The organism is Corynebacterium mustelae (assembly GCF_001020985.1).
Lineage (GTDB): Bacteria > Actinomycetota > Actinomycetes > Mycobacteriales > Mycobacteriaceae > Corynebacterium > Corynebacterium mustelae.
Map to the genome: position 1 here is coordinate 721,806 of NZ_CP011542.1, position 19,126 is coordinate 740,931.

At 53.3% G+C, this 19,126-nt stretch carries 18 protein-coding genes; 6 read left to right on the top strand and 12 right to left on the bottom strand.

Annotated features, from left to right (window positions below):
• Positions 1–381 precede the first annotated feature (381 nt).
• Positions 382–2,202 carry a hypothetical protein gene (locus CMUST_RS15775; RefSeq protein WP_052844509.1) on the top strand — a complete coding sequence of 607 codons (1,821 nt, stop codon included), beginning with the start codon at positions 382–384 and terminating at the stop codon, positions 2,200–2,202.
• Between the two features lie 66 nt (positions 2,203–2,268).
• On the opposite strand, the gene CMUST_RS03380 is transcribed toward CMUST_RS15775, so the two are convergent.
• The 9 genes from CMUST_RS03380 to CMUST_RS03420 all read right to left on the bottom strand — a co-directional run bounded on the left by CMUST_RS03380 (position 2,269) and on the right by CMUST_RS03420 (position 9,381).
• Complete coding sequence (locus CMUST_RS03380) at positions 2,269–2,619, bottom strand: hypothetical protein (protein WP_047261336.1); 351 nt, start codon at positions 2,617–2,619, stop codon at positions 2,269–2,271.
• A gap of 71 nt (positions 2,620–2,690) precedes the next feature.
• Positions 2,691–2,966 (bottom strand): winged helix-turn-helix domain-containing protein, encoded by a 276-nt coding sequence (locus tag CMUST_RS03385; protein WP_047261337.1) that lies wholly within the window; start codon positions 2,964–2,966, stop codon positions 2,691–2,693.
• Between the two features lies 1 nt (position 2,967).
• Entirely contained in the window at positions 2,968–4,929 is a 1,962-nt protein-coding gene (gene feoB / locus CMUST_RS03390) for a ferrous iron transport protein B (RefSeq protein WP_047261338.1), read from the bottom strand.
• Positions 4,930–5,006: 77 nt separating this feature from the next.
• On the bottom strand, positions 5,007–5,288 hold the full coding sequence (locus tag CMUST_RS03395) for a FeoA family protein (RefSeq protein ID WP_047261339.1): 282 nt from the start codon (positions 5,286–5,288) through the stop codon (positions 5,007–5,009).
• Between the two features lie 245 nt (positions 5,289–5,533).
• The gene (locus CMUST_RS03400; RefSeq protein WP_047261340.1) at positions 5,534–7,096 is read right to left on the bottom strand and encodes a polyamine aminopropyltransferase; all 1,563 of its coding nucleotides are present in this window, start codon (positions 7,094–7,096) and stop codon (positions 5,534–5,536) included.
• Entirely contained in the window at positions 7,084–7,584 is a 501-nt protein-coding gene (locus tag CMUST_RS03405; RefSeq protein ID WP_236690144.1) for a DUF350 domain-containing protein, read from the bottom strand. Before CMUST_RS03405 ends, CMUST_RS03400 begins: the two co-directional genes overlap by 13 nt.
• Before the next feature lie 54 nt (positions 7,585–7,638).
• Positions 7,639–8,073 (bottom strand): DUF4247 domain-containing protein, encoded by a 435-nt coding sequence (locus tag CMUST_RS15780; protein ID WP_052844510.1) that lies wholly within the window; start codon positions 8,071–8,073, stop codon positions 7,639–7,641.
• A gap of 34 nt (positions 8,074–8,107) precedes the next feature.
• Positions 8,108–8,719, bottom strand: coding sequence for a DUF2617 family protein (locus tag CMUST_RS03415; RefSeq protein WP_047261341.1), 612 nt, complete (start codon positions 8,717–8,719; stop codon positions 8,108–8,110).
• Entirely contained in the window at positions 8,719–9,381 is a 663-nt protein-coding gene (locus CMUST_RS03420) for a DUF4178 domain-containing protein (RefSeq protein ID WP_236690145.1), read from the bottom strand. Before CMUST_RS03420 ends, CMUST_RS03415 begins: the two co-directional genes overlap by 1 nt.
• A 785-nt stretch (positions 9,382–10,166) precedes the next feature.
• On the opposite strand from CMUST_RS03420, the gene CMUST_RS03425 reads away from it, so the two are divergent.
• Both CMUST_RS03425 and CMUST_RS03430 read left to right on the top strand, forming a co-directional pair.
• The gene (locus CMUST_RS03425; RefSeq protein WP_144414116.1) at positions 10,167–10,664 is read left to right on the top strand and encodes a CdiA C-terminal domain-containing protein; all 498 of its coding nucleotides are present in this window, start codon (positions 10,167–10,169) and stop codon (positions 10,662–10,664) included.
• The gene (locus CMUST_RS03430) at positions 10,654–10,989 is read left to right on the top strand and encodes a hypothetical protein (RefSeq protein WP_047261343.1); all 336 of its coding nucleotides are present in this window, start codon (positions 10,654–10,656) and stop codon (positions 10,987–10,989) included. Before CMUST_RS03425 ends, CMUST_RS03430 begins: the two co-directional genes overlap by 11 nt.
• Before the next feature lie 173 nt (positions 10,990–11,162).
• Here the strand turns inward: CMUST_RS03430 and CMUST_RS03435 are convergent, their stop codons facing one another.
• The 3 genes from CMUST_RS03435 to CMUST_RS03450 all read right to left on the bottom strand — a co-directional run bounded on the left by CMUST_RS03435 (position 11,163) and on the right by CMUST_RS03450 (position 15,497).
• On the bottom strand, positions 11,163–12,944 hold the full coding sequence (locus CMUST_RS03435; protein ID WP_047261344.1) for an acetyl-CoA carboxylase biotin carboxylase subunit: 1,782 nt from the start codon (positions 12,942–12,944) through the stop codon (positions 11,163–11,165).
• 210 nt (positions 12,945–13,154) lie between these two features.
• Positions 13,155–14,105 carry a sulfurtransferase gene (locus CMUST_RS03440; protein WP_047261345.1) on the bottom strand — a complete coding sequence of 317 codons (951 nt, stop codon included), beginning with the start codon at positions 14,103–14,105 and terminating at the stop codon, positions 13,155–13,157.
• 855 nt (positions 14,106–14,960) lie between these two features.
• On the bottom strand, positions 14,961–15,497 hold the full coding sequence (locus tag CMUST_RS03450) for a PadR family transcriptional regulator (RefSeq protein ID WP_047261347.1): 537 nt from the start codon (positions 15,495–15,497) through the stop codon (positions 14,961–14,963).
• 198 nt (positions 15,498–15,695) lie between these two features.
• Between CMUST_RS03450 and CMUST_RS03455 the strand changes: the two genes are divergently transcribed.
• From CMUST_RS03455 to CMUST_RS03465, 3 genes are all read left to right on the top strand, one after another.
• Positions 15,696–16,661: an ABC transporter ATP-binding protein gene (locus tag CMUST_RS03455; RefSeq protein WP_047261348.1), complete on the top strand. Its 966-nt coding sequence runs from the start codon at positions 15,696–15,698 to the stop codon at positions 16,659–16,661.
• Positions 16,651–17,382, top strand: a complete 732-nt coding sequence (locus CMUST_RS03460; RefSeq protein WP_047261349.1) for an ABC transporter permease — start codon at positions 16,651–16,653, stop codon at positions 17,380–17,382. Before CMUST_RS03455 ends, CMUST_RS03460 begins: the two co-directional genes overlap by 11 nt.
• A 394-nt stretch (positions 17,383–17,776) precedes the next feature.
• Entirely contained in the window at positions 17,777–18,835 is a 1,059-nt protein-coding gene (locus CMUST_RS03465) for a Cj0069 family protein (protein WP_047261350.1), read from the top strand.
• Positions 18,836–19,126 lie beyond the last annotated feature (291 nt).

The following is a 19,126-nucleotide window of genomic DNA, read 5'->3' on the forward strand; positions in this document are numbered from 1 at the left end:
AAAAGTTTTCACCACATCGAAGATCGTCGTTTTGGGTTACTACTGATCGTAATGTAGAAGAGGGGCTAAAATCCTGGTTTTCTACTTACTCCTCTGATCATTTTCATGCACTGTGCATGTGCTGTTGGTGGCGAAGCAGCGGCAGATTTTTGAGAGTGGAACTGTGGGTAAGCGGCATACTGTGGATGTGGGTTCTCGGCGGCAATCTAATCGTGGATATGGTGCTGGATGCCGTGCAACTTGTCTCTATATCGCTTACAGTTATTTTGAAATTGTTGGCTGTCAGAGCTGGGCAAAAACGCTTTAGCTTTTCGACGCATGGTGCGGCCAGGGCTGTGATTATTATTGATGCGACGCACCGAGCGATAAGTGGGGCAAAGTATGACAACATTGCGGTTCGAGCTCACCGAAGAAACGACCACGAATAGTTTTGGGGTGACCCTGTATCGGATACGGGCTACCACCGATATCCCGGAGCAATCAGTTTCCGCAGGCGATCTCGGTGGCTGGGTGAGTTCACCCCATACCACTAACGGTATGCCGCGAATCGCCGACGACGCGTGGGTGGCAGATGAGGCCGAGGTATTCGGCGAGGCGCAGGTGGCTGGTACCGCCACGGTAAGCGGTCGCGCCCGGGTGTATGGGCATGCGCACGTGGCGGGGAAAGCTTCGGTGGAAAATGATGCCCAGGTATTTGGCAATGCCCGAGTATTAGGCGCCGCCTTGGTATGCGGGAACGCGCAGGTAAGCGGCGACGCTACGGTTGGTGGGAATGCGATTCTCGTTGGCACGGCCAACGTAACCGACGCTGCAGTTGTCACGGCGGGACACTTATCCGGAGTGGTCGCAGGATCCACCACGATCGATGGGCCGCCCGGATCCGGCCTTGATTCAGATCTTCTGGTGACGTTGTGTGATGATCGGTCCGTGCTAACAACGCCCATCGCCTATGAGCTGGCACGAATGCTTATGGCATCTTATCAAGCGCAGCCGGAATACATTACGGCAGGCGATTCTGGTATCTCAACGTTTGCCTATCTCGACGTTATGTCAGGGTTTATAGCGGCGTATGACTATTCCCGACTGCGGAAATACGTTGAGTTTATGGCGCGGTTATACGAAAAAGCAGGTGCGCTTGATAACGCTTTCGACCTGTATTGGAACGAGGCGGATGTCTACTTCGAACTGGGGTTTGCTGCCTGCGAGGTTGGTGATGCCGGCGGTATTCAACTGGTGGAAAACCGAGTGCCGGAGCTTTTAGCCGAATGCGACAGACTGGCGCAGCTTATCGACGCACATAAGGAGGCTAATGCCACCGAATCGGCCGAAACCTGTCAATCAGAGGTGGAACGGCTGCGCGGCGTGTATGCCAATGTGCAGGCTGAAGTGGGGAAATCTACGTGGTTTAGCGGGGTGATAACCGAAAAATCCCGGCCGAAAAACTATCACCTAATAGACGGACTGCGCCCAGCGGATACGTGTGCGAATCCTGAGTTTTTAGCCGCCGATGGTGAAGCGGTTACAGTTTTCACGCTGGCAGAATACGTGCTAAACCAACAGCCTAACGGCACATTACTGGCACAATGGCACAGCGATAAAGGGGATTTCATCTACGCATTATGCGCTTTACAGCCTCACGAAGATTCCGAAGGTGACGTGATCGGCAGCGTAGTGGATCCGGCGTCCTACATTCAGTTGTGTGAGAAATTAGAAGTGGCGTTAACGACGATGAAACCAGCGCGCCCGGAACTGTGTGAGCTGGCAATAACGTTGCTGCAGGCACACCGTGCGCTAATCGCGGGCGACTACTCGGAGGCAATATCGCGTGCCGAGTGGGCACAACGCCAGGCTGACCGCCTGAGCCTATGGAATATCCGGGGCCTTGGCACCAGGTATCTCGCCTATGGGCTGAACAAACACGGCGCACAGCGCGAAGCGGTACAGTGCCTTGTTACCGTGTTGGCGGCAACCAGAGGCAGCTGTCAGATAGACGCCATGCGGCAGCAACTCACCTCGCTTTTAGCAAATGAGCCTGATAGCTGCGCAGGGATCATGGACGCCGTTACCACTGGTAACAATAGCGATATGGTGGCGCGAATGTGTGCGATCGCCTGTAACCTGCGGCGTTCTGCGCCGCCAGAAATCCGGGAAGAACTTCACAGCAGGTGGCTTGCCGCAACCGCAGGGCACGGTGACCCTTAAGCTTCCAAACGGGACACCTCCACGCGATGCGACCAACAGGTCAACAAGCCACCCGATGGAGGCTTGTTACAGCGCCACAGCCACCCAGCGTTCGATAACCTCGCGCCCAGCATGGGCCGCGTCGGCAACTGACTTCGGCGGCAGAACCGGGTCGTTGGGCAGGATACGCGCCGGGTCGCCGATAGGGGTGGTGGTGATGGTCTTCGTATCGTGGTTGTAGTGGCCTAATGCCACCATGTCGACGTTGGTTTGTTCACAAATCGCCCAGCAGTAATCGCTTGCCGACGCCCGCATCGTGGCAATAAAATCCTCTGGGTCATCGACGATTGCGGCTAGCGCGGGACGGTCGTCGATCCGGTCGTCGTCGTGCAGCGGGCGCAGATAAAACCGACCGCCGTTTAATTCCATAACATCCATGCACTCAGCATAGAATGCGAACTTAAACGGCGTTTAATTTTGTCGGTTTTCAGTTCTGGCACCGCTAACCCTTAGCCAGTCGCATCGGTGGCGCGTCGAAAAGTAGGCGTTGCCACCAACGTCAACGTGGTAAGCCCTTGGCCGCACTGCCCAGAGGTGGTTTTACACCCCATGGAACAATTCTGGCAGGCCAACATATCATTGCTGTTTACAATCCACCCCATTCGCGTCAGGTGCTCCAAGGCGGCGGCAACCGTTGACAGTGACAACCCGGTTTCGGTGACTATCCTCGGGGCGGTGGTCGCCCCGTTTCTAATCGCTGCGGCTACTGCTGATAATGGGCGCATGCTAGAACCACAACTTCAAAACGTTGAATACTGCAACCGCCAACACCCACGCTGTTGCCAACTGTAGGCCGACACCAATCAGCGTCCACTTCAGGCCAATCTCACGCCGTTGAGCGGCAAGCGTAGCTACACACGGAGTGTATGCAAGCAGGAAAACCATAAACGCCCACACCGCTGCCAACGGATGCCCACCCGAAGTCGTGTTGAAATCTTCCCGCACCGCCTGTGCCAATTGGGAACGCCCCTGTTCCTCCGGCTCCGCATCGCTGGGGTCTTCTAAGTTATAGGTCTGCGCCCAGGTCGCAATAACCGCCTCTTTAGCTACAAAACCCGTAACCAAAGTGCCGGTAATCGACCATGAACCAAACCCGGCTGGGGCGAAAATGGGGGCAACAGCACCAGACATGACACCGTAAGCGCTTTCCTGCGGCGGGAGATTCTCGTCTGCGAAACCATACTGGCTGCTCGTTGGGGTCGATTGCAGCAAGAACACCACGGCAACCGTGATGACGATAATGCCACCGGCGGTTTGAAGGAAACCTTTAAGCCGAATCCACATCACCGAAAACGCCAACCGTGCGCCGGGAAGCTGGTACACCGGGAGATCGATCACCAGTGGGTCGGTTCCCATTCGGCGCCATAGCGTATGCTTCATCGCGAAACCGACCAAAACAACTAGGCCGATGGAAATCAAATACATGACAAACACAACGGTGCCAGCGTTATTGGGGAAAAATGTTGCGGCCAGCATGACGTAGACAGTCAACCGGGCCGAACACGAGGTAAACGGAATCAGCAAGGCGGTAAGCAACCGTTGACGTGGCTGGCCCAGGACGCGAGTCGCCGAGATTGCCGGAACGTTGCAACCGAAACCAACAATCAGTGGGATAAACGCTTTGCCCGGAAGCCCAATGGCTTTCATTACCCGGTCAGTGACCACCGCTGCACGGGCCATATATCCAGAATCCTCCAGCACTGCTAGACACAAGAACATTAACGCCATGAGTGGTGCGAATGTGAGCACCATGCCGACGCCGCCGATGAGGCCGTCGACAAGCAAGCCGGAAAATAGTGGGTGGTTAAGACCTAGTGTCTCCAATCCGCCGCGAACGAAATCACTGATGGGGCCAGTGAACAGTCCATCCAAAAAATCTTGGAACGGCGCGGCCACTGTGGTGGTGATTTGGAAAACCAACCACATGGTCGCCAAGAACATCACTGGGCCAAAAAACGGGTGCAGCGCCACCCGGTCGATCTTCTCCGACCAAGACGTCGACATAGTGGCTTTCGTGGTAAGCGCTGCCGCAGTGGCTGATTCAATCCACGCGAATCGATCATCGGCCAGGGCAAACTCGTCATCGGTTGTAACTGCTTGTCGACGCACCGCCTTCGGTCGCTGTAATTCTTCGGCGACAACAGCAGCGACGCTATGCACATTGGAGCGGTGGCGTGGATCGACCTCTACCACTGGTGCTCGCAGCGCTTTCGATAAAGCTGCGACATCAATATTGTCGCCGTTGGTACTGGCGATATCGGATTTGGTCAAAACGATAACCAGCCGATTTTCAAGTTCGGCCAGCTGGGAAACCATATACAAGCTGCGGGATAGACTCGACGAATCAACCGCCACCATGACAAGATCCGGGCGTTCGTCCACTGCGCAGTCGATAACGAGTTGTTTCGTCAGTTCCTCATCGGGACTCATCGGGTCCAATGAGTAGGCACCAGGAAAATCGATAACGTCGTAGACCGCATCCGGGGTTTTCCATGCGCCGCGACTGACTTCGACGGTGGTGCCCGGCCAGTTTCCCATTCGGGCTTTAGCGCCGGTCAAACTGTTGAATAAGGTGGATTTTCCGGCATTGGGCGCCCCGACGAGTGCGATAATGGGGGCGCCTTCCGGAGCCACTGCCTGCCCATGGGACTCGCAGTGGCATGTTGTTGGGGTTTTTGAAGTAGCCATGAGAATTACCAAACGTAGGTGAAATAGTGACGATAGCCGTGTCGCAGTTAATGACATTGAAAATCATTGCGCACAAGTTATTGTGTGGTGGTTACATGCACACTTTTTGCCGTAAGTCCATCCACTGCATAACGAGTGCCGCCAACCTTCAAAACGCGGCCACCATTAGCCGTTTTTTGGGTTACCAATACAACGATTCCCGGGCGTAATCCCAGCTCAGCCAGGCGTCTGCGCATGGGTTCAGTAATCATTGGGCCCATGAAATCACTAATTACGCACTGGTTGCCAATAGGAACGGCCGACAATGCAAAATGCTCAGGGGCAGTAGTAGTGGTTGTAATTTTCGGTAGTGTCGCCATGAGATGCAACCTCCTCGGTGGAGCGCACATAACCGTCGGCTAAATAATTAGTAAGGCCTGCTCCACAATAGTGAATTGGTTAGTCTAGCTTTAGTAATTATCAGTCGGGCTAAGCACATAACACAAGGGTAATGTGTTGCCTAACCTTAGATAGGGGTGGCGAAAGCGTGAAGTGACAAGGGGTTTTATATCCATATGTGGGAAATGCCACACGGCATAGATGAATCCTGGAACAACCAACTCACTTATTCGCCGGCCTGCCGGTACCCACGCCTGCGGTCTGCAACTATATATTGGTGATCTAACGTATTCGGCTCAATCCTACGAGGCAGATTATCAGCGCCGAAAACCCCGGCGGCAGCCAGAACCTCTTTGTTGAGAAACCTGGGTGGAGGTGAGATGGACTCAGGCATTGTCAGTGTGGCGTTTCGTGGTGCGCACTGATTAAACCCCCAATCCCCGAATGTGGGAACGTGCACATGGTAGGGCAAAACCACTGGGCAACCAGCAGCATAAAGGGTGGAATACACCCTGGAAAAGACATCAGGTGTGGTAAAAGCACTACCCGATTGCACGGTCATTTTGCCGCCGTCCCGTAACCGTGCCCGCAGCATGGAATAGAACTCTTCCGTGTACAACCGGCCAATGATTTCATTATCTGGATCAGGAAGGTCGACGATGATGGCATCGTAACGCTCATTATTTCCTGAATCACGAACCCAGGAAAATGCATCCTCAATCAGCACAGTAACTCGAGGATCAGTCAACGCACCGCCGTTATCTTCACGCAGCACAGTATTGGCGGCGGTAACCATATCAGAATCCAACTCCACCTGAGTGATAGCTTTAACCTGCGGAAACTTCAACAATTCCCGGGCAACCAAACCATCGCCGCCACCAACCACCAACACCTGGGACGTATCCGCAGCAATCACCGGATACGTTAATGCTTCCGTATAGCGGTACTCATCCCGGGTTGAATACTGCAGACCACCATTGAGATATAACCTACGATCCTTACCCAATTCCGTGACAACAATTTCTTGGTAAGCACTCTGATGGAAATACACAATCGGAAATTGGTACAACCGCTGGCGGGCGGTGGTGACCAAGCCACCGCTAAAAACGAAAACGCCCAACAACATCGCCAGCACCGTCGTGAGCCCGACCGTCACCGAGAAAAACTGGTGGCGGGGTAGATCACGGCGCAACACAATCACCGCGATGACCATCGCCGCACCGATATTCAACAATCCCGCAGCAAGGGTGCCGCGCACCAACCCCAAACCCGGAAGCAGAATAAACGGCCAAGCCAACCCACCTAACAACGCGCCCAGGTAATCCGCCGCGTTTAAGGTAGCAAGAACCGAGCCGGACGTGGCGGCGTCGACAAGCTTGCCGCGCTGAAACAACGTCATCAGAAGCGGCAATTCAGCCCCCACCAACATCCCAATAACCAATGTTGCTACGCCCAACACCGCAACGGAACCACCAATGGAAGCAAAAACCCAATACAACAGCAACGCGCTTAACCCACCAACCAGACCGAGGAGTGTTTCCACTAGCAAAAACGAAATTTCTGGACGGTTAAGCAGAGGTTTTGCCGCCAAGGCACCCAACCCCAACGCGGCGACGAAGCCGGAAACAATAAGAGACGTCTCCACAATCGACCCACCCGCAAGCACCGCAGACAACGAGATTAGTGCCAATTCGTACACCAAACCCGAAGCAGCGCAAATCGCGACGGAGAGCAACAAGAGGAAACGACGCGCTGGAGACATAGCTGGCTGCATAACTAGAGCAGACATGCCGCGTTAATAGCACCGACCATGATAAGGAAAACACCACCGACCAAGGCGCTGGGGCGTAATTTTGTATCTTCGAAAATATCGCGCAGTCGATTCGGGGTGAACAACTCCAACAAAACCAAAAACACTGTTTGCAGCAACAACCCCACCAGCGAATACACAAGCGTAAATAGCAAGCCAGGGCCGATCTCATCCGGCGACAATGCAATCGCAGTAGCAATCACTATCCCCAACGCAATGGCCTGACTGGCGGCGAGAACACATGCATTGGGCAAATTATCAATGAAAATCTGCTTCCGAAAGTGCCCGGGGGTTAACCAATCTTGGACTTTGAAACCAAGAATAAAGATTGCTAAAGCTAGCGCGAAATAGGCGATTGTAGAGGTCACCCCTGACGGAAAACTGGCCGCAGGCACATCGATGGCTAAAACATAGGTCGAGGCAGGGTCTAATGTCGGCGTTGCTGCGAAAGTACTTACTGTAATCACGGTCACTCCTTGGTTACATGTGCTTAGGATAATGCGGTTGAAAGGCTAATTGAGCTACTTCACGCCACCACCCGAACCGGAAGAACCACCACTGGAGGAACGCGGCGATGACGGGCCAAAACCCGGACCCAAGTACACGAAATGCCCACTACGCAGCCGGGAATGATCTTCAATGCTGGCCTTAGCCGTACCATCAGTATTGTCTTTGACACTGACTAGGTACTTCTTAAAACGAAAATAATAAGTTCCGGTTCCACTGTCATGGGTTGATTCTTCAACCTGCCCAGTACGGTGAAAATCGAACCAAAAGTCAGCAGCACGTTTAGAGCAGTTATACACCTCAGCAGGCCCCTCCTGCCCCTGCTTGGTACAGTGCTTCTCGATATACCACACAGGCCCCTCAGCCTCCGCCTTTGCGCCATACACGCCGAAAGCAATCCCGATGATAATCAGCAAAACCCCTACGGCAATCCAATGTTTATAGGTCATTGTGATCCCTCTATAGAATTCCTAACTAGAGCCGTTACGAAGCCCCGTCTAATACCTGGGATGGTGGTACCCACATCGATTCAGTTTGCACTATTGTCCTTTCTTGCGGATACAGATGAAAAGTAAGCCACAACCACCTATCGTCTTGCCAGCGGCCATGTAACGCGGTGATGTGAAACTCACCCTCACCCGGAAACCGGCCTACCAGCCAATCCGGGCTGAAACCCGCAACGACTTTCTCAGCTGTGCTGTCAAAACTTTTGTTCGTGAAACGCTCAGTGGACATGGAAAACCGGTAATCACCGGCAGGAAAGGTTCTATGGAACTTAAGGTTTCCGTCCTCAATCTCTAAGACAACCTGCGGGGAAGAACACCACGAAACCTTCACCGCAGCCGGATTCGATGGACAGGCCGCCAAGCACGACACCTCCTCCCGAAAAACCGGGACATCGTACATGGGTAAGGAAACATCAACCATATGCGAGGCGCCAATAATGCCCATGCTTAACGACGAATCACCCGTAGCCACCGTACGCCGAGCCAGCAACGGCCGACTCGGGCCATTAAGTAGCACACCCAAAGCGTGCGCGGAAACATCAGCGGGCGGGATCATGAGATCCCGAATGAAAGAACCAGACACAGTCACTATGAACTCCCTGTTTCCGGCGGTGCTGGGTAAATGACCACCTCGCCCGGCTGGATTATCTCCCCGAGCGACACCTCCCACGGGGCATCAGGGCCAAATTGTTCCAAGGTCAATAACCGTCCGTTCGGCCCAGCGTAATCAACATAAGTCATTTCACCGCTAGCGGGTAATCCAGTAGTGCCAATGCTGGTAAAAGATGCAGGACCGCGTTCCGTCTCCCGAAACTCCATCCCCATATACGTAATTGTGCCCATAGGCCTAAGCTGCGCCGAACGCTCGGTATGCCACAGAACCAAATTCAACTGCCCCTCATCGACCTCGACCTCAAACCAACCAGGTTTACCACCGCCATCGATAAGATGCTCATGCCACACATAGGGCCCCTGCTTACAGGTAAGAGTGCCCCGGACGACGTAGTCAACACCGCCACGACTAATGATGGCACCCGGAGCAAGCGACTCTGGACTAAACGGGCCAGCGTTAGCCACAAACGCCAACGGGTCGGAATACTTCTTCTTGTCTTTTTTCTTTCTGTGCCCCCACGACACCGCCGCAATATAAATAATGAAAACGCCAATCATAATCAAATAAAAGGCTATCTCGTCCATGGCGCTAAACCCTTCCGGAACTACAAGATCGCGAGAAAAACCAAACGGTGGCATGGTCAAAAGTATATCCAACAGAGGTTTCACTCAAGGTGGTATTGGGGTGGGGATGAACTTTGATACCTAATTTCTAAGTACCTCGAAACTCCTGGGTTATCTGTTTGTTTGGTGAACAAGAAGAATGTGAGGGATGGGCTGCTAGCGTCCGGGATTCCTGGGGGAAGGGTAGCTTGCGTAGGCTAACTATCGATCAGCTTAGGTTATTTTGTTTCGCATATTTGTTTGAATATTGTTGTGGCTAACTTTCAGGGGGGTGGATGTTGTGTTGTTGGTTCTTTTTGGGTATTGATGCTGATTCTATCCTTTTGCTAAAGCACTTTATCTAATAGTTGATTCATCTACTAGTGATTCCCGATTTCCTTTGCGAAAGGTGGATTTCTGATGCTGTGTGAATTGGCAACCTGTATCGATATGGCCGTTAAATCGGACGATTCCCGGAATAAAACAAATGTTCTGTTCTTGGCGGCTGGTGTCAGGGCGTTGGTTAGTATCAAAGGGACTTCACCAATTTCAGCGGAAGCGTTACGCAAAAGAGCGGGAAACATGAATTAACATGAAACAACCCAAACATCTAAAGTGCTTCATGTTTCCCATATCTGGCGTGCAATTGCCATTGTCAGAATCTGCGGCTTAACTCGTTGAAAACTTTGTGAAGTGCGGCGTGAGGCGTGATTGGTCCGTAGAGAACGCCGGTTTGCTATTGATGCCTGGGATTTGACCCTTTCATTTATGGCTGAAAACAGCTAAGACCAAGCGGTGGAAGAGGATGTGAGAAACCTGCGATGAATCTATCACCTACTATGGATGGGGCGATGGGCAATGGGCATGATTGCATACCGCGAGAGGTTTTCACTCATTTTGATTTTGGTGACGACGATGGTTGGAAAGCGTATCTGTCAGTAGAACCTGGTAGACACCAAAAAGGTTTACATGAGTGGGCTACGTTTATCCGACTGGCACAAAATGGGCATACCATTGTTGTCCGCTCCGAAAGAGAAACACCAGGGGTCAAAAATCCGGATTTGCTATTTAATGGGGAGGTGGCTGAAGCTAAAACTCCGAGAGGCGATGGGGTGGACACTATCGCACGGAATGTAAGGGCAGCATCGAAACAGGCGCAAACAATCATTATTGATCTTTTACAGTCAGAACGTGACCCCGCTCAAGCGTGGCAAGAAATACAAACTGCTGCCGCCAGGTATGGAGCTAATGGTAGAATTCGCAGGTATCTGTTACTGCTAAAAGATCGTACGGAAAGGTGGGGTTACGTTGAGTGTTGACAAATTCGTTGAAACGGATGCAGGAATTTCTGAAGTAGCGGATGTCTTGCGGGCGCAATCCTTCACAGAAGATTCGGTTTTCCAAGTATCTGATACAAGAATGTCCTTGTACACAAGAAACGGCGACCTGATTCAGCTTTTTTACGATCTGAAACTGCATGAAGACGCATATGAGACATTCATAGTCATACCTGATAACGATAGGTTGCAGTACAAGATCTTTGAAGCATTAAAGGTGTTGCCGTATAAGGTTACGTTATGCGGTGAGAATGACGACGACGTTGTGTATATTCCAGATAACGTCCGGCCAGCGAAGGCTGCCTAGCTTGTAATCATTCGGTTGTGGAGCGTGAGCTTGTTCACTGCGTCCAAGTGTCGGTAGTGGCTGGTTAGGAAACCGTCGAAAAGTAATCTGCTCCCACGCCGGTGATGGAAAAACGTGTGCCCTGCGCCTCAAACGAGGGCAAGGCACACGCTATAACGAGTGAGTAGTGACTGTTACTTCAGTTCCATCATGACGGAGCCTTTGGTCACGCCTTCACCAGCGGCAACGGCCAGTCCGGTAACAACGCCAGCCTTGTGGGCCTTGACTGGGTTTTCCATCTTCATGGCCTCAAGGACAACCACGACTTCGCCTTCGGCTACTTCCTGGCCTTCCTCAACGTTGACCTTGATAACGGTGCCCTGCATTGGTGCGGCTACAGCGTCACCGGAGACGCCAGCCTTGGCACCGCCAGAGCGGCGCTTCTTGGCCTTCTTCTTTGCGCCACCGGCACCGCCACCACCTAGGGCGAGGTCGCCAGGAAGCGCGATTTCGACGCGACGGCCGTCGATTTCGACAACAACCTTTTGGTTCGGGGTTGATTCTTCGGCTTCCTCGGCGTCGGCAGGGTCGACGTATGGTGGGATTGGGTTATCCCATTCTTCCTCAATCCACTTGGTGTACACATCGAAACCGTTTTCGTCGCCGACGAAGGCTGGGTTTTCCACGATGTGGCGGTGGAATGGAATGGCGGTTGGCATACCCTCAACGATGTACTCGGCCAGGGCGCGGCGGGAGCGCTGGAGGGCTTCTTCGCGGGTTTCACCGAAAACGATTAGCTTGGCCAGCATGGAGTCGAATTGGCCACCGATAACGGAGCCTTCAACGATGCCGGAGTCCATGCGGACACCTGGGCCAGCAGGCTCAACGTACTTGGTGATGGTGCCTGGTGCTGGCATGAAGTTGGAGCCAGCATCTTCGCCGTTGATACGGAATTCGAATGCGTGACCGCGAGGGGTTGGATCCTCCTTGATGTGGAGTTCCTTGCCCTCGGCGATGCGGAATTGCTCACGAACTAGGTCGAGTCCGGTGGTTGCTTCGGTGACTGGGTGTTCCACCTGAAGGCGGGTGTTGACCTCAAGGAAGGAGATCAGGCCGTCGGAGCCGACCAGGTATTCTACGGTACCTGCGCCGTAGTATCCGGCTTCTTTACAGATGCGCTTTGCGGATTCGTGCAGGGAGGTGCGCTGTTCATCGGTCAGGTATGGGGCAGGAGCTTCCTCGACAAGCTTCTGGAAGCGGCGCTGCAGGGAGCAGTCGCGGGTACCGGCAACGATAACGTTGCCGTGCATATCGGCCAGAACCTGGCATTCGACGTGGCGGGCTTTATCCAAGTAGCGTTCCACGAAGCATTCACCGCGACCGAAGGCTGCGACTGCCTCGCGGGTAGCGGATTCGTAGAGCTCCTCGACTTCGTCCATGGAGTAGGCGACTTTCATGCCGCGACCACCACCACCAAACGCAGCTTTGATGGCGATAGGCAGGCCGTATTCCTCGGCGAAAGCTACTACCTCAGCGGCATCTTTCACTGGTTCTTTGGTGCCGGGGGCCATTGGAGCGTCGGCACGCAGTGCGATGTGGCGAGCAGTAACTTTGTCACCCAAGTCGCGGATGGATTGCGGGGATGGGCCGATCCAGATGAGGCCTGCGTTGATTACGGCCTCGGCGAAGTCGCCGTTTTCGGAAAGGAAGCCATAGCCTGGGTGGATGGCGTCGGCGCCAGACTTCTTTGCAGCGTCGAGGATCTTGTCAAAGACCAGGTAGGACTCTGCGGAGTTCTGGCCGCCGAGGGCAAAAGCCTCGTCTGCCATGCTAACGAATGGGGCGTCCGCGTCTGGTTCTGCGTATACAGCAACGCTGGCAATGCCTGCGTCACGGGCGGCGCGAATAACACGGATAGCGATCTCGCCACGGTTTGCGACGAGAACCTTTGTGATCTTCCTGGATTCCACAGTCACGTGAAGCTCTCCTGGTTCGTTGATGTGATCATTTGGAGTTTTAGTTGTCAGCTGTCGCTTCGGTTTTTCACCACGGTTTCGGCCGTACCGGTTTGTGGTGATATGTGATTGTGGGATTGGAACACCCCATACAAAAATGTGAAGCGCTTGGCGTTAAACATTCTTACACATTTACGCCCGGCATAAAGCAAAAACTGCGAACTAAAAAATTTACCGATGCGTGGTGCTGTTCCATTCCAGTGACATTTCAAGGTTGTCAGGTTCCTCACCTTTCCGTATCGGCATGCGTACCATGTTTCCCCATTCTGCCCATGATCCATCGTAATTGCGAACTTTTTCACAGCCTAGCAGGTATTTTAGGACGAACCAGCTGTGTGCGGCCCGGTGTCCTTGATAACAATAAACGATTGTTTCGTCTGCATTGATAGCCGGTTCAAAAGCTGTCTCTAGCTCGGCTCGTGAGCGGAAACGGGCATTAGGGTAGACGGCGTTTTCCCACTCAACGTTCACTGCCCGGGGTATATGTCCTTGCCGCAATACCCCCGTATTGGGGGTATTGTCCGGGGGTGTGCCCATATATTCTTCAGAACTGCGAACGTCCAAGATTGTTGCGTCGGTGATGTGCCTGGCTTCTGGGTTGTATTCGCCAGCCGGTGGTTCGCCGATGATGTCGGAAACGAAGGCGCGGATTTCGTCGTCTCGTCGGTCGACGACCGGATAATTGGTGGCGGGGTAGTCGGGGACAACGTAGTTGGTGTCCCGTTCCTCCGCGATCCAGGCATCTCGTCCGCCGTTAAGTAGGCGGACGTCTTTGTGTCCAAAAAGCTCAAATACCCACAGGGCAAAAGCTGCCCAGGTATTGGATTTATCGCCGTAGATCACAACAGTGTCGTCGCGTGCGATGCCTTTTTCGTTCATGAGCTCGGCGAATCGTTCTGGGCTTAAAAAGTCGCGCGAGAGCGGATCGTTAAGGTCGCGGCGCCAGTCAATGCGTACCGCCCCGGGAATGTGCCCGATGTCGTATTGGCGGGGGTCTTCGTCAGATTCGACGACGCGGAGCCCCGGGGTGCCGAGTCGGGCGGAAAGCCAAGAGGCTGAGACTAGCCGTTCCGGGTGGGCGTATTCGGCGAAGTGTGGGTCTGGATCAAACGGCGCAGGCATAGCGAAGATGGTGCCTTTCTGTCAGTTGCATTGAGTGAAAAATGGGATTTCTTTTCAAGGGTAGTCCGTTTTGGGCTTTAAACGCGGGCAACCGATGTGAAAATTTGCGTGCGTTGCATTCGTAGAGGGGCGGCGTGGGACATTGGTGCCGTCGGCGATGGGTAAAAGCCGCGAAAAGGGGGACGTGTTGTGTGGTGGCGCTGAAGGTTGTATCTCGGTTGGTTTTTGCATCCGTGACCAAGGGGTTGCTGCTTTGTGCATGGTGGGCACTGGCTGATGGAACAACCGCTGGTGTGGGCCACGGCTAGCGGGAGTGCGTCAATAAAGTTTGGTTGATTGACAATAGCGACCACGGTTTCGTGGTGTTCTGGTTCCTGGCGTTCGGGCTGAGGTCGAAGCTGATACTTTGGTGTGATGTCACCGTAATTTCTTTAATTTTGGTGGATATTTTTGCAGTTCTCAGGTCTGAAGCTATGTATTCGTGTGACTTGCACTCATTGCAAAGTATCTTTGCTTGGATGATGCCGCTGTGCCGCTATCAGCTGTTGGAGTATGTCCCGTTTTTTGGAGGCAAAGTTATCAGTGAGCGGAGCGTAGAAGGTGGATGGGTTATGTCAGTTTTAGTGACGAATCTAAATAACGGGGATACTTACAAGGTAGCTGGCGTGCATCGCTAGTTTAGGTTCCTGGCTGTGTGCTATGCAGGGGGTCTCTGAGATTCGCCTTTTCGACGTTGGGTCTTTCTTCTGCGGGGACTAGGCGCGGAACTGGTCGCCCGGATGGGGCAGTGGCCTTGGGGTGGGCGGCAGTTCTCACGCCGACTTTCAAAGCTGATTGGCTAGCTTCTGTTTGCTCTCAGTTCTCCAACGATTTATTTGCCAGGTTTGTGAACCAGTCGTAAGTGTGCTGCATTGCAGACAGGCCGTAATCAAGGGTCGCTTTTTGGTAGGCGGCTACGTCGCGTAGATCGTTGGGGACATTGCTTAGTGCCTTGGAGACCTCTCGCTCCACCATGGCCAGGCGCTCGAGATCTGCGAGTGCGCGTTCCTGCATACGGATAAGGATGTCGCGGCGGTCCTCGGCTTCAACGAAACCAAGGAAGTACAACCGAGCGAGCGCGGCGGAATCAAAGTCGCCCTCAATCTCCCCTCTCATCCACTCGCCGAAGCGTTGCCGTCCAATGTTTGTGATGGCGTATTCCTTGCGTCCACGTGCCCCCGGTTCCTGTTTGGAGACTCGGATCGCGCCGTCTGACAGCAGGTTATTTAAAGATCGCTTGATGCTGCCCGCACTGGATCCATAGAAGAGGGATACGCCAGATTCGAAGGCTTTGGTCAGGTCATAGAGGCTCATTCGGGCGATATGTAGGAGGCCAAGGATTACGTAGCTCACACCCGCATGCTACTTTATTTGACCGCTGTTAACATAAGATATATAACTAATAGAGATATATCGCAAAGAGATATTGACTGGGTGTTGGACATGTCTCCTTGGAGGTGCAGGGGAGGATGGCCGAATCGTGTGATCTAGTCAATTTGCTAACTGAGGAGAATTGCACATGTTGACATGCCTATTGAAGGAGGTAGGGGAATGTCTTTGATTGAGATCGAACATGTCTCGAAGACGTTCAAGGGTCGTTCGGGCGACATCGTGGCAAATGACGATGTCAGTTTGCGTATCGATGAGGGCAAGGTCTTTGGGATTTTTGGGCACAACGGCGCAGGTAAAACCACGATCGTGAACCAGTTGCTTGGTTTAATCCAGCCCGATTCCGGCTCGATCGTTGTTTCGGGGGAGGATATTGTCCGCGACCGCCGGAGGGGAAGGTATCTGTGCTCAATCCAGCCACAAGGCTCGGTCCCCTTGGGGGAGCTGACCCCGCGAGCGGTAACACGTATCATGGCGAAGCTTCGTGGGGCTTCTAATGCGGAGGTTGTCCGCAAGACTAACGAGCTCTTTGAGCGTTTAGACATCGCCGCCTGGGCTGATCAGCCAGGCAATAAACTCTCGGGTGGTATCCTGCGTCTTACTGGGTTCTGTATGGCGGCCATTTGTCCTGGGCGGGTGGTAGTGCTTGACGAGCCCACTAATGATGTCGACCCTGTGCGGCGCCGTCTGCTGTGGAGTGCAATCCGGGATCTTACCCGTGACGGCACGTCCGTGCTGTTGGTGACTCACTCCATTAGTGAGGCTGAAGGAGCCGTTGACGAAATGGCAATCCTGGACAAAGGGCGCGTCCTTGTCCAGGGCAACGCAGCGAAGATTAAAGCCAAGACGGTCGGTGACCGAATGAAACTAGAGGCGGTCACCACAGCATCACGTCCCACGTTCAGGGCGCCAGATTGGGTTGATCATGTGGAGGTTGTGGAGGGGCATCTGACGTTGTCCTTCTCTTCAAACCGTGCTGTGGAAGCGCTCGGATGGGCGTCGGAACTCCAAAAGGTAAACGTCTTGGACGGCTACTCACTACGCCAAATGTCGCTGGAGGATGTGTATATCCAACTAGTTGGCGAAAAGAAAACTTGCTCAGAGGAGGTGGTCCGTCATGCGGGCTGAGGGGCAACTAAAGCACGTGCTTGCATTACAGATACGCAAGCAAGGGAGTTACTTGGTGGTATTCACTGCCATCATGATCATTATTGCACTCGGTGTGGTCGTCGGGTTCTCGTTCCTGTTATCCTCTCCGGGAGGTGACGAACTGCTGTACTTGGCCACAGGGGCTCCTACAATAGTCCTGATCATGACTGCCTTGGTTACCGTGCCTATGCAGAATGCGGGAGCCCGTTTGGCAGGCTATATCGACTTCATCAAGTCACTGCCTGTCAGCCGCAAGCAGTTCCTCTTCGCCGATGTTTTGATCTGGGCCGCGATAACGGTGCCTGCCATTGTGATCTCCGTGATGGTGGCGCACTTCGTGTTCAAGCCAGGATTCTCAGTGTCGTGGACCATCGTCCCGGTTTATCTGCTTGTGGTGGCGTCATGCTTCGGGATCGGCTATGGCTATTCATTTGTCATGCCAGCGGAGCCTGCGATGGCGTTGTCTCAGGTTATCGCCTTTACGGCGCTGATGTTTTCGCCAATTAACTTCCCCCTCGAGCGTCTGCCTGAGTGGCTCCAGGTGGTCCATTTGGTGTTGCCGCTACACCATATGGCCGAGGTTATGCGGGCTTCTTTGGCTAATGCGACGTTCTCGGCGCATTGGGGCAGCTACGTCATCCTTGGCGTCTGGGCAGTTCTGGGATTTGTGGGTGCCGCCCGCGTGTTGGAGCGGGCTTGAGGTCCCTTAAGGGGGTCTTAGGTTTCGCTGTGCCGTGCATCTTCTTAAGAATGTGCGGCATCACTGCCTCTTGGGTCGATGATGGTTGATCTTTTAACATGAAGCGGTGGTGTGTGGCATTGATTACCTTTTAGTGTTGAAGCGAGCGGCACCACGTTTTGTTGACTAAAATATTTTGGGTGTGCTTGGTTATGTAGCACTTCGGCCTGATCGTCATCGTCGCTGCTAAACGGGTTTTGGCGGTGCTTTTCGACGACACCTGGTGACGGTTGGTCACCAACGTGGAAGCGATATTGAGGGTTGGGTTTTATCTACCAGGCAGGCATTTCCATCATCCATAGTTCGTGCTCGTACCAACCTAATGAGCATTTGATTCCCGTGAAAGGGCACCACCGTGCATAAGAGCATTGTTGTATTTGAGGTCGAAGGCGGCTCCGATAAATTCATCGATGGGCACCGCAAAGACACCATGCCGATTGTCAATGCCATCAAAGAAGCAGGCTGGCATGCAGAGGTGGTGTACTACCGTCCTGAGTGGACAGAAACCCTATTTGAATACGTATCCAAGAATTTCGACGCTTATATTTCGCGTGTTAATCCTGGCAATATTCCGGGTGGAGAAAAGGGTTACTTTGACTTGCTGACCAAACTTAGTGACGCAGGCCTGGTTGGTATGTCCACCCCGGCGGAAATGATGGCTTATGGTGCCAAGGACGCCCTGGTCAAGCTTAATGACACCGACCTGGTGCCAGCCGACACCGCCGCATACTATGACGTCGAGACTTTCCACAACACCTTCCCAACTTCCATTTCCTACGGTGAGCGTGTATTGAAGCAAAACCGTGGCTCCACCGGTGAGGGGATCTGGCGTGTGCAGTTGGAAGACAAGGAATTGGCAACGTCAGTTACTCCAGGTACCGCTCTTCCGTTGGATACCAAGCTGCGCTGTACCGAAGCGGTGGACAACCACACGGAAATCCGCGAATTGGGTGAGTTCATGGACTTCTGCGACCAGTACATCATTGGCGATAACGGCATGCTGGTTGACATGCGTTTTATGCCTCGCATCGTTGAGGGAGAGATCCGTATTCTTCTGGTTGGCCCGCATCCGGTATTTGTGGTGCATAAGAAGCCTGCCGAAGGTGGCGACAACTTCTCGGCAACCCTGTTCTCCGGTGCGAAGTACACGTATGACAAGCCGGAGGCATGGCAGGAATTGGTAGATATGTTTGCCGAGGCTCGCCCGGTCATTGCCGAGAAGCTTGGTGGCGACAACATTCCATTGATTTGGACCGCTGACTTCATGCTCGCTGATGCTGAAGACGGTTCTGACACCTACGTGCTCGGTGAGATCAACTGCTCCTGTGTTGGCTTCACCTCCGAGTTGGATATGGGTATTCAGGAATTGGTGGCTAAGGAAGCCATCGGCCGTGTGGAGGCAAAACACGCTTAAACTGTAACCACTAAACACATCCTGATCACGGTTGGTTTTGCCCAGAGTTATGCGGTGGAGCCAACCGTGATTTATATTTTTTATAGCCACAACATGTGCGGTAGTTGTACATTTTTCCGAAGCAGTTGCTGTTTTATGCAGGCGCTACTTTCTGGAAGGTTTGAGGTTCAAAAGCAAGCTCACTGTTATTCATGTTGTGGCGCTCTTGCTGTTAGCACACACTAGAAGCTGAGCTACCTGTGATGGCAAAATTCTTAGCACAACCCCAGGTGTGAGGTGCTGGGGTAGCTA

Coding starts and splice junctions, on each gene's coding strand:
- CMUST_RS15775 (WP_052844509.1), top strand. CDS start 382: ATGACAACATTGCGGTTCGAGCTCACCGAAGAAACGACCACGAATAGT.
- CMUST_RS03380 (WP_047261336.1), bottom strand. CDS start 2,619: ATGGATGTTATGGAATTAAACGGCGGTCGGTTTTATCTGCGCCCGCTG.
- CMUST_RS03385 (WP_047261337.1), bottom strand. CDS start 2,966: ATGCGCCCATTATCAGCAGTAGCCGCAGCGATTAGAAACGGGGCGACC.
- feoB (WP_047261338.1), bottom strand. CDS start 4,929: ATGGCTACTTCAAAAACCCCAACAACATGCCACTGCGAGTCCCATGGG.
- CMUST_RS03395 (WP_047261339.1), bottom strand. CDS start 5,288: ATGGCGACACTACCGAAAATTACAACCACTACTACTGCCCCTGAGCAT.
- CMUST_RS03400 (WP_047261340.1), bottom strand. CDS start 7,096: ATGTCTGCTCTAGTTATGCAGCCAGCTATGTCTCCAGCGCGTCGTTTC.
- CMUST_RS15780 (WP_052844510.1), bottom strand. CDS start 8,073: ATGACCTATAAACATTGGATTGCCGTAGGGGTTTTGCTGATTATCATC.
- CMUST_RS03420 (WP_236690145.1), bottom strand. CDS start 9,381: ATGCCACCGTTTGGTTTTTCTCGCGATCTTGTAGTTCCGGAAGGGTTT.
- CMUST_RS03425 (WP_144414116.1), top strand. CDS start 10,167: ATGAATCTATCACCTACTATGGATGGGGCGATGGGCAATGGGCATGAT.
- CMUST_RS03440 (WP_047261345.1), bottom strand. CDS start 14,105: ATGCCTGCGCCGTTTGATCCAGACCCACACTTCGCCGAATACGCCCAC.
- CMUST_RS03455 (WP_047261348.1), top strand. CDS start 15,696: ATGTCTTTGATTGAGATCGAACATGTCTCGAAGACGTTCAAGGGTCGT.
- CMUST_RS03460 (WP_047261349.1), top strand. CDS start 16,651: ATGCGGGCTGAGGGGCAACTAAAGCACGTGCTTGCATTACAGATACGC.